This window comes from Luteococcus sp. H91 (genome assembly GCF_038433135.1).
Taxonomy (GTDB): domain Bacteria; phylum Actinomycetota; class Actinomycetes; order Propionibacteriales; family Propionibacteriaceae; genus Luteococcus.
Map to the genome: position 1 here is coordinate 78,316 of NZ_JBCDMV010000011.1, position 10,040 is coordinate 88,355.

9 protein-coding genes are annotated in these 10,040 nt (G+C 67.3%); 1 reads left to right on the plus strand and 8 read right to left on the minus strand.

Going from position 1 to position 10,040, the window contains the following annotated elements; genetic code table 11:
- The first annotated feature begins 21 nt into the window (after positions 1-21).
- Positions 22-1,437 carry a nitronate monooxygenase gene (locus tag AAEX57_RS07440; protein ID WP_342091711.1) on the plus strand — a complete coding sequence of 472 codons (1,416 nt, stop codon included), beginning with the start codon at positions 22-24 and terminating at the stop codon, positions 1,435-1,437.
- A gap of 70 nt (positions 1,438-1,507) precedes the next feature.
- On the opposite strand, the gene AAEX57_RS07445 is transcribed toward AAEX57_RS07440, so the two are convergent.
- From AAEX57_RS07445 to AAEX57_RS07480, 8 genes are all read right to left on the minus strand, one after another.
- Positions 1,508-2,218, minus strand: a complete 711-nt coding sequence (locus AAEX57_RS07445) for a hypothetical protein (RefSeq protein WP_342091712.1) — start codon at positions 2,216-2,218, stop codon at positions 1,508-1,510.
- Positions 2,219-2,567: 349 nt separating this feature from the next.
- Positions 2,568-3,692, minus strand: coding sequence for an ABC transporter ATP-binding protein (locus AAEX57_RS07450; protein ID WP_342091713.1), 1,125 nt, complete (start codon positions 3,690-3,692; stop codon positions 2,568-2,570).
- Positions 3,693-3,738: 46 nt separating this feature from the next.
- Complete coding sequence (locus tag AAEX57_RS07455) at positions 3,739-5,064, minus strand: ABC transporter substrate-binding protein (RefSeq protein ID WP_342091714.1); 1,326 nt, start codon at positions 5,062-5,064, stop codon at positions 3,739-3,741.
- 84 nt (positions 5,065-5,148) lie between these two features.
- Positions 5,149-6,090, minus strand: a complete 942-nt coding sequence (locus AAEX57_RS07460; RefSeq protein ID WP_342091715.1) for a carbohydrate ABC transporter permease — start codon at positions 6,088-6,090, stop codon at positions 5,149-5,151.
- 1 nt (position 6,091) lies between these two features.
- The gene (locus tag AAEX57_RS07465) at positions 6,092-7,030 is read right to left on the minus strand and encodes a carbohydrate ABC transporter permease (protein WP_342091716.1); all 939 of its coding nucleotides are present in this window, start codon (positions 7,028-7,030) and stop codon (positions 6,092-6,094) included.
- Between the two features lie 184 nt (positions 7,031-7,214).
- Positions 7,215-7,976 (minus strand): iron ABC transporter ATP-binding protein, encoded by a 762-nt coding sequence (locus tag AAEX57_RS07470; protein WP_342091717.1) that lies wholly within the window; start codon positions 7,974-7,976, stop codon positions 7,215-7,217.
- Complete coding sequence (locus tag AAEX57_RS07475; RefSeq protein WP_342091718.1) at positions 7,973-8,998, minus strand: iron chelate uptake ABC transporter family permease subunit; 1,026 nt, start codon at positions 8,996-8,998, stop codon at positions 7,973-7,975. Before AAEX57_RS07475 ends, AAEX57_RS07470 begins: the two co-directional genes overlap by 4 nt.
- Positions 8,995-9,930 carry an ABC transporter permease gene (locus tag AAEX57_RS07480; RefSeq protein ID WP_342091719.1) on the minus strand — a complete coding sequence of 312 codons (936 nt, stop codon included), beginning with the start codon at positions 9,928-9,930 and terminating at the stop codon, positions 8,995-8,997. The genes AAEX57_RS07475 and AAEX57_RS07480 overlap by 4 nt, the downstream gene beginning before the upstream one ends.
- Positions 9,931-10,040 lie beyond the last annotated feature (110 nt).

Below are 10,040 nucleotides of genomic sequence, written 5' to 3' on the forward strand. Positions count from 1 at the left end.
GCGTACCCCAGAGGAGTCCCGATGAGTGACCGCCCCCTTCCCACCGTCATCCAGGGCGGCATGGGCATCGCCGTCTCGTCCTGGCAGCTGGCCCGCGAGGTCAGCCTGGCCGGCGAGCTGGGTGTCGTCTCCGGCACGGCGCTGGATGCCGTCCTGGCCCGCACGCTGCAGGACGGGGATCCGGGCGGGCACTACCGTCGCGCGCTGGAACACTTCCCCAACCAAGAGGTCGCGCAGCGGATCTTGGAGAAGTTCTACAAGCCGGAAGGCCGCCAAGGCGCGCCCTACCGCCCGCACGACACGATCACGGTCAACCCGAAGCAGAGCGTCATCGACCTGTGCGTGGCCGCCAACTTCTGTGAGACCTGGCTGGCCAAGGAGGGCCACGACGGCCTGGTGGGGATCAACTTCCTGGAGAAGGTGCAGATGGCCACCCCGACCGCCGCGCTGGGTGCGGTGCTGGCCGGCGTCGACTACGTGCTGATGGGCGCCGGCATCCCGCGCGAGATCCCGCAGCTGCTGCGTGATCTGTCCGCCGGACGGCCCGGCGGTGTGCACGTCGACGTCGACGGCGGCGAGGCGGTCTGGGACGAGGTGGACCCGACGTCGGTGCTGGGCGGCCCGATGGAGCCGCTGCCCACCCCGCGTTTCCTGGCGATCATCTCCGTGCACTCGCTGGCCAACTTCCTCAACCGCGACGAGAAGATCAAGCCCTTCGGCTTCGTCGTCGAGGGCCCGGTGGCCGGCGGCCACTCCGCTCCCCCGCGCGGCAGGATGAACCTGGATGACCAGGGCGACCCGATCTACGGCGAGAAGGACATCGCGGACCTGGTGAAGATGGCCGCCGTCGGCTCACCCTTCTGGATGGCCGGCGCCTATTCCGAGCCGGAGCGCGTGCAGGAGGCCCTGGATGCCGGCGCCGTCGGCGTGCAGTGCGGCACGGTCTTCGCCCTGGCCAAGGAGTCGGGCATGCGCGACGACCTGCGCGACCAGATGCTCAGTGACCTCTCGCGCGACGAGCTGGACGTGCGCAATGACCCGCGCGCCTCCCCCACCGGCTTCCCCTTCAAGATCGCCCAGGTCTCCGGCACCCTGTCCGACGTCGAGGTCTACCAGGCCCGGCCGCGGCTGTGCGACCTGTCCTACCTGCGCGAGCCCTATCAGCGGGAGAACGGTTCGATCGGCTACCGCTGCGCCTCCGAACCGATCGACGCCTACCTGAAGAAGGGCGGCAGGATCGAGGACACCGAGGGCCGCAAGTGCCTGTGCAACTGCCTGATGGCCAACATCGGCCTGGGCCAGCAGCGAAAGGACGGCTACCACGAGGCGCCCGGCATCACCCTCGGCCAGGACGTCACGGGCGCCAAGCGGCTGCTGGACCAGCACCCCGAGGGCTGGGGCGCGAAGCAGGCCGTCGACTTCCTGCTGGGCCGCTGACCCACTGATGGCACAATCTGACGCTGTCTACCGATTGGGGTAGACGGCGCCAGACTCTTTCAGACGGTGATCACCACGGCTGTTGGGGGTGTCCATTCCAGGGCGGTACCGAGCCTGACGCTGGCCGATCCATTCGCCCACCCGTCCAGCGGAAGGACAGCCAGGTGAACAGGGCCCACCCCAGGGCCAGCAGCACCAGACTCAGCCCAAAGGGCACGTGCAGCTGCGAGCCCACGACGACCTGCAACAGGAAGAGCAGGACGATCATCAGCGGCACGGAGAGCACCTGCATCAGATAGTGGCGACGAGGTCGCTCCACCTCCCGGGTGGTCAGGTAGAGCGCCCGGGCGGTCAGCAGCGAGCTGATCACCAGCCACAGCGCGGCTGCCTGGATACCCATCACCAGACCGGCGAAGATCCAGCCCAAACCGAGCGCCGCACCGCACGCGGCAACCACCACCAACAGGATCAGGGCCCGCCATGGCGCCAACGGGTTGGAGACTCGTCGAGCCGGAAGCAGGTACATGTTCAGCAGCACGATGCCCAGCGCCAGCAGCCCACCCAGACCGGCGCCCAGCCACAACCGCTGCCGCGCGGCACGCAGCGTCCCCGGGGTGCAGGTTCCCTGGGTGATGCAGCTGGGACTGCTGCCCCACCAGCCGTCCTGGTAGTCGCCGCCGGTGCGCGCCAGCCAGGCCAGGATTCCCAGCATGACCAGCCACAAGACCACCCTCAGCGCGCGCGGGACGATGCCCGCTCGCTCGCCCGACGTCCATTTCACCCGGTGATTCTCTCAGCCGCACGGGTCCCCGCGCGGCAGCGTTCAGGATCGACCTGGTGGAACTCATGCCGGTCAACGCCTTCAACGGCGAGCATGGCTGGGGCTACGACGGCGTCGGCTGGATTGCAGCATATCTACCAATATTGAGCGTTTACTAGATTGTGGCAGATATTGCGATCGAGACTCGACGACCATCGGGACGCCCGACCACTTCCGAAAAACGACCTCCGGATTCGATCCTGGAAGCACCACACAGGCGGGGGCGCATGATCCAGGCCGAATCTGGAGGCCGAATTTCGGAACCACCGCGGGCCGCACTCGTGAGACGGCTGCCGCTCGGAAGCCTGCCTCAGAGGTAGGCGAGGTTGATCTCGCTCTCGGGGTGGAAGAAGGTGGCCTCCCCCGGCCGCGGCCGGGCGTGCACCACGGCGCCCTGCTCCACCTCGAAGCGCTTGTCAGCGTGGATTGCCACCCGGCCACCACGAATCGTGGCGGTGCTGTCGGGCGTCTGGAGCGGCTCGCAGTAGAGGTAGATCTCCGAGCCGAGGTGCTCCACCAGGGCCACCTTCATCGGCACGCTGGCCCGTTCGTCCACGCCCTCGGCCACCAGCTCCCAGGCCTCGGGACGAACCCCGGCGATCACGCTGCCGGGAACCTTGGCGGCCTGCTCCCGGGTCAGCCCCAGATCCATCCGGCGCCCCTCCCCCATCGCGGCCCGACCATCCTGGACGGTGACACTCTCGATCAGGGTGATGCCGGGCGAGCCGATGAAGCTGGCGACGAAGGTGTTGCCCGGGTGCTCGTACAGGTGGGTGGGTGAATCCACCTGCTGCAGCACACCGTCCTTGAGCACGCAGACGCGGTCACCCATGGTCATCGCCTCGGTCTGGTCGTGCGTTACGTAGACCGTGGTCACGCCCAGCTGACGCTGCAGCGCCGCGATCTGGGCGCGCGTCGAGACGCGCAGCTTGGCATCCAGGTTGCTCAGCGGCTCGTCCATGCAGAAGACCTTGGGATCACGCACGATGGCGCGGCCCATGGCCACCCGCTGGCGCTGGCCACCGGACATCCGGCCGGGCTTCACGTCCAACAGCGGCTCCAGCTCCAGCACCTTGGCGGCCTGCTCCACCTTCTGGGTGATCTCGGCCTTGGGCAGCTTGGCATTCTCCAGGGCGAAGGCCATGTTCTGCCGGGCGGTCATGTTGGGGTACAGCGCGTAGGACTGGAAGACCATGGCCACGTCGCGGTCCCGAGCCCGCTTCTCGCTGACGTCGACGCCGTCGATGAGCACGCTGCCCTCGTCGATCGGCTCCAGCCCGGCCAGCATCCGCAGGGTGGTGGACTTGCCGCAGCCCGACGGGCCGACCAGGACAAGGAATTCGCCGTCCTCGACGGACAGGTTCACCCGGTTGACGGCCGGGGCCTGGGCGGGGTCATAGATGCGCGAGGCCTGACGGAACTCGACGGTGGCCATGGTCTTCCTTCTTCTGGGTGGATATTTCGACGACGAGGAAGCGAACTCAGAGCTTCGGCTTGATGTCGCGGTCGATGATCTTCTGGGTTTCGGTCTGCAGCTCACCGAAGACCTTGGCGGCGTCCTGCTTGCCGACGCAGATCCGGTCCAGCGCACCACCGATCCGGGCACCTCCGCCGCTGACGAAGACGCGGGCGTAGTCCTGCGACTTGGTGTTCTCGTGCAGCTGCTTGATGGCGGTCTCGGCGTTGGGGTTCTTCGCCAGGTAGGCCTTCTCCGTGGGGTCGTCGAGGGCGTCCTTGCGCACCGGCATGTAACCGGTCTTCTGGGTGAACTCGATGGTGTTCTTGGTGCTGGTCAGGAAGTCGATGAACTTGACCGCCCACAACTTGCGCTCGTCGCTGATCCCATTGGGCACGGCCAGGCCGGCGCCGCCGGTGGCACAGCCGGGATTGGGGCCGGGCAGGAAGGTGGTGATGAAGGGGACCTTGGCTGCCGTGGTGAGGCCGCCGAGCGATCCGGTGGACTGCAGCAGGCCGGCGGCGCCGCCGATGCCGAAGGTGTTGGAGGCATCCTTGGCGATGGCGATGTGCCCCTTGGCCACCTGGTCGGCCAGGAACTTCACGGCCTCGATCGACTTCTCGTCGGTGAACGTGGCCTCCCATTCCCGGGAGTAGGCGCCGCCGAAGGTCCACATCATGCCCTGGAAGTACCAGTCCAGGTAGTCCGAGCCGTCCGGCACGATCAGGGCCGGCTTGCCGCCCTTGGCCTTGACCAGCTTGGGAGCCCACTCGTCGAATTCCTGCCAGGTCTCGGGGCCACGGTCGGTCGGCAGGCCCGCCTCCTTCAGCGCGTCGGTGTCGAAGTACATCAGGCAGGTGGAGCGGGAGTAGGGCATGCCGTAGTGCTTGCCACCGAAGGCGTAGTCCTCGCGCAGGGTGTCGACGTAGGTGTCGGGCTTGACTCCCGCCTCCTTCCAGATGTCGTCCAACGGGGTGGTGGCTTTGTTGAGCGCGAAGTTGAACCAGGTGACATCAGAGGCCACCAGCACATCGGGCAGGGCGCCGCCGGCCAGCGCGGCGTTGAACTTCTGGCCCAGTTCCTCGTAGTTGGCACCGCCATCCACCAGGTTCACCTTGTGCTCGGGGTTCTGCTTGTTCCACTCACCGATCAGCTTGGTCTCCAGTTCCTTGGAACCGCCGGGGTGGTTGGACCAGAACTGGATGGTGCCGTCGCTGGTCTGGCCGCCACCCGCGCTGGCGGAGTCGTCGCTGGAACCACCGGTACCGGCGCAACCCGCCAGGGCGGTGGCGGCAATGCCGGCACCGGCCAGGCCCAGCACGCCGCGGCGTGAGATCTTGTGCTCGTTCATGGCTTCTCCGTTTCGTTGTGCACACCGTGGGGCATGCGGGGGGGGTGCCCAGGGATGGGCGCGGGGGTGTGGTGCCGGGGCAGGTCAGCCCTTGACGGCACCGGCGGTGAGGCCCTTGATCATCTGCTTCTGCATCAGCAGGAAGACGACGAGCATGGGCAGGGTGGTGATCAGGGTTCCGGCCATCACCGGGCCCCAGTTGGTCAGGCCCTCGTTGTTCTGCAGCTGGGTCAGGCCGATCTGCAGCGGGGCCACGTCGTCGGTGTCGGCGATCAGGAAGGGCCACAGGTACTGGTTCCACTCCGTGACGATGGTGATCAGGGTGAAGGCGATCACCGTCGGCCAGGACATCGGCAGTACGACCTTGAATAGGGTGCGCCAGAAGCCCGAACCGTCCATCTCCGCGGCCTCCAGGATCTCCTTGGGCAGCGCCAGGAAGTGGTTGCGCATCAGGAAGGCGCCGAAGGCCACCCCCGCCAGCGGCACAATGATCCCCTGGAAGGTGTTGCGCCAGCCCAGACCAGCCACCAGCGCGTAGTTGGAGATGATCGTGATCTGGTTGGGGACCATCAGGGAGGCCAGCACCAGGATGAACAGCAGCCCGCGGCCAGGGAAGCGCAGGAAGGCGAAGCCGTAGGCCGTGAGGATGCCCAGCACCACTTCGATGATGGTGAGCGACGCCGTGATGATGATGGAATTGCGCAGGTACTTGCCGAACTTCATCGACTCGATCACCGTCGAGTAGTTCTCGGGCGCCAGCGGATTGGGCCACCAGCTGATCGGGTTGGAGTAGATGTCGCCGTGGGTCTTCAGCGAGGCCATCACGATGAAGTACATCGGCACCGCCACCATGGCGATCGCGCCGAGCAGCCCCAGGTAGCCAAAGACCTTGCCGAGCCCGCCGCCGGCGTGGTCGCCGTGGCGACGTCGGCTCTGCTGCGCCGAGGTGAGGGGCACCTCGCCGGCCACCTGGGTACCGGGGGTGGGAGGAAGGCCGAGAGTGCGGCTGGTTGCAGTGGAAGCCATGTCAGTCCTGCCTGTCCTGGAGCCGAACCTGCAGCACGGTGATCAGCAGGACGACGGTGAACATGATGGTGGCCACCGCCGCGCCATAGCCGGCCCGGTTGTTGACGAAGGTCTCCTGGTAGACCTGAAAGACCATGGTGGTGGTGCCGGTGCCCAGCGGGCCGCCCTTGGTCATCACGTTGATCACGTCGAAGACCTGGAAGGAGTTGAGCAGCACGGTCACCGAGAGGAAGAAGGTGGTGGGCTTCAGCTGCGGCAGGGTGATCCGCCAGAAGCGTCGCCAGGCCGGCGTGGCGTCGATCTCGGCGGCCTCATCCAGATCGCTGCGACGCCCCTGCAGGGCAGCCAGGTAGATGACGAAGACATAGCCGAGGTTCTTCCAGATGTAGGTGAGGGTGACCATCGCGAGGGCCCAACGGGGCTCCTGGTAGAAGTTCGGCGCGCTCAGTCCCACCCGGCGCAGCAGGTCCTGCACCAGGCCGAAGCCAGGATCGAAGACGAACTGGAAGGCGACGCCGACGGCCGCACCCGAGATCACATAGGGCGCGAAGACCATCGAGCGCGCCAGCCCGCGGCCGCGCAGCTTCTGGTCGAGCAGCAGGGCCAGAGCCAAGCCGAGCGCCATCGAGCCAAGGACTGTGGCAGCGGTGAAGACCACCGTGTTCCACACGATCTGACCGGTTTCCCGGGCGGTGAACCACTCAACGTAGTTCTCCAGCCCGACGAAGGTCGCCTTGGGTGAGGAGATGTTCCACTCGTAGAAGGACAACCGGATGTTGTCGATCAGCGGGCGGTAGGTGAACAGGATGAGCAGCAGCAGGTTCGGGCCGATCAGCAGCGCGGCCAGCGCCACCTGGCGCCAGTCGGTGCGGGTCTTGCGTCGTGCAGGCTCGCCCAGATCAGCCGGTACGGACAGACCCGGAATAGCGGGATTCGTCACAAGCGAGGAAGTTATGAGGATCAGCTGAACGTCGGATGGCCGCATGATGCCAGCCCCGTGAACGCCTGCAATACACTTAGCCACAGCCATATTGAACGATCAATATGGCGACTCCCGATGGGGCTTTCTGGGTCTTTCTGGCAGATTTCTTAGAACCAGGAATACGGCCTCATGAGGGGCCGGATCATCGGGCATAGTGCAGGGCGACCAGCTGGCCGTCGATCTCCCGCACCCGGATGGGCAGGGCGAAGACCTCCTCCAACAGGTCCTCGCGCATGATCTCTGCGGGGCTGCCGGCGGCCACCACCCGGCCGTCGGCCATCACCACGATGTGGTCGGCATAGACGCTGGCGGCATTCAGGTCATGCAGCACCACCACGATCGACTTGCCCAGCTCGTCGGCGGCGCGGCGCAGCTGGCGCATCATCCGCACCCCGTGGCTCATGTCCAGGTTGTTCAGCGGCTCGTCCAGCAGGATGTGGTCCGTGTCCTGGGCCAGCACCATCGCCACGAAGGCGCGCTGCCGCTGGCCTCCGGAAAGCTCGTCCAGGAAGCGGTCGGCCAGCGGCGTCAGGTCCAGGTAGTCCAGCGCGGCCTCGATCTGCTGCCGGTCGGCCACGGTGAGCCGCCCCTTGGAATGCGGGTAGCGACCAAAGGCCACCAGGTCTCGCACCGTGAGCCGCACCGCCAGGTGGTTGTCCTGTCGCAGGATGGCGAGCTTGCGGGCCAGCTCGTCGCCGGGGGTGGTGGCCACGTCCAGCCCATCCACCAGGACCCGGCCGTAGGCGGGGGTCAGTAGCCGGGAGATCATCGCCAGCAGGGTGGACTTGCCGGCTCCATTGGGCCCCACCAGGGCGGTCACTCCACCGGTGGGGATCTCGATGGTCACGTCGTCGACGACGACGGTACTGCCGTACCTGGCCTGGAGGTGGTCGGTGATGATCATGCGGGCCTCCCGGCACGTGAGCTGCGGAGCAAGAGGACGAGGAAGGTGATGCCGCCGACGAATTCGACGACCATGGACAAGCTGCCCTCGAAGCCGAGCACCCGCTCGAAGAGCACCTGCCCACCCACCAGGGTGATGATGCCCAGCAGGGCGACGGCCGGGAGGGTGGCCTGGTGCAGGTGACTGCCGATCATCCGGTAGCCAAGGTGGGCCACCAGCAGACCGAAGAACATCGTGGGGCCAACCAGTGCGGTGGCGGTGCCGACCAGCAGCGCCACCACCACCAGGTTGACCAGGCTGGCCCGGCGATGGTTCACGCCCAGACCGATCGCGACATCGCGGCCCAGGGCGACGACGTCCAGTTCGCGTCGCCGCAGCCAGACGAAACCGGTGGCCAGCGCCACGATCACGGCGGAGATGCCCAGCAACTGCGGCCGGGTGCCGGTGAAGTCGGCGAACATCCGGTCGCTGAGCACCTGGAAGGCATCGGGGTCGAGCAAGCGCTGCATGAAGGTGGACAGGCCACGGAAGAGACCGCCGAGCAGCACACCCACCAGCACCATCAGGGTCACCGATCGGTTGAGCTTGACCAGCATCATGGTGAACAGCAGCAGCGCGAAGCCGACCATCGAGGCCAGCACGATCAGGTACTGCGTCGCCTCACCGAACCCGATGGTGCCCAGGAAGAAGACCGATGCGGTCTGCAGCGCGACGTAGAGCGAGTCCAGCCCCATGATCGACGGGGTCAGGATCCGGTTGGCGGTGACGGTGTGGAAGAGCACCGTCGCCACCCCGATCGCGACGGCCACCACGCACATGGTGCCCAGCGTGACCAGCCGTCGTTGCACCAGGAAGTCGACGCCCCAGGGCAGCTGGTAGAGCAGGTATCCGGTGCAGGCGGCCAGCGCGACCAGCCCCATCAGGGCCAGCCGGAGCCCGACGGAGGGCCGCATCCGGTGGCGCCCGGACGCAGGGGGCGTCGTCGGTTCCGCCACCGGGGCCAACGTGGTCTGGGCCTTCATCGTCGGCCCCGCAACAGGATTGTCAGGAATGCGAGGGCGCCGACGACGCCCATCACGGTGCCGATCGGCATTTCATGGGGGTGTACCACCAGCCGCGCGGCCAGGTCGCAGGCCAACACGAAGCCGGCACCGAGCAGCGCCACCCACGGCACGGCCCGCCGGCAGTTGTCGCCAATCGTGGTGCGCACGATGTTGGGCACCACCAGCCCCAGGAAGGGCAGGCCGCCGACGGTGACCACCACGGTGGCGCTGACCACGGCCACCACGCCCATCCCGATCAGCACGGTGCGCCGGTGATCCAGCCCCAGGTTGGTGGTGAAGGCCTCACCCATGCCGGCGACGGTGAACCGGTCGGCCAGCAGCCCGGCCAGCAGCGTCAGCCCGCCGGCGATCCAGAGCAGTTCGTAGCGCCCGGCCAGCACGGCGGAGAAGTCACCCGTCGTCCAGGAGCTGATCGACTGCAGCAGGTCGGTGCGGTAGGCGACGAAGGTCACCCCGGCGCTGACCACGCCACCCAACATCATCCCGACCAGCGGGGTGACGAGCATGTCGCGTAGCGGGATGGCGTTGATGATCCGCAGGAAGATCGCGGTGCCCAGCAGGGCGGCGACGGCACCGAAGCACATCTTGACGATCATCGGGGCGCCGGGCCAGAACAGGGCGCTGGCCAGCAGCCCGGCGGTGGCGAATTCCATCGTCCCCGCGGTGGAGGGTTCGACGAAGATGTTACGGGTCAACAACTGCATGATCTGGCCACTCACCGCCAACGCGCTGCCGGCCAGCACCAGCGCCAACGTGCGTGGGATCCGCGAGTTGAGCAGGACATTCGCGTCCAGATCCGCCACGCCCACTCCCAGCGACCCGACGGCCAACAGGGCCACACAGGCCAACGCCACCAGCAGCGCCGTCCCCTGGGCCAGGGCACCGCGCATCCCGCGGGTGCCGGTGAGCGCGGGCGCGGCAGCGGGGGGGGGGGGGGGGGGGGGGGGGAGTGGGGGGGGGGGGGGGGGGGGGGGGGTGGAGATGGCGGCGGGGGTTGGCG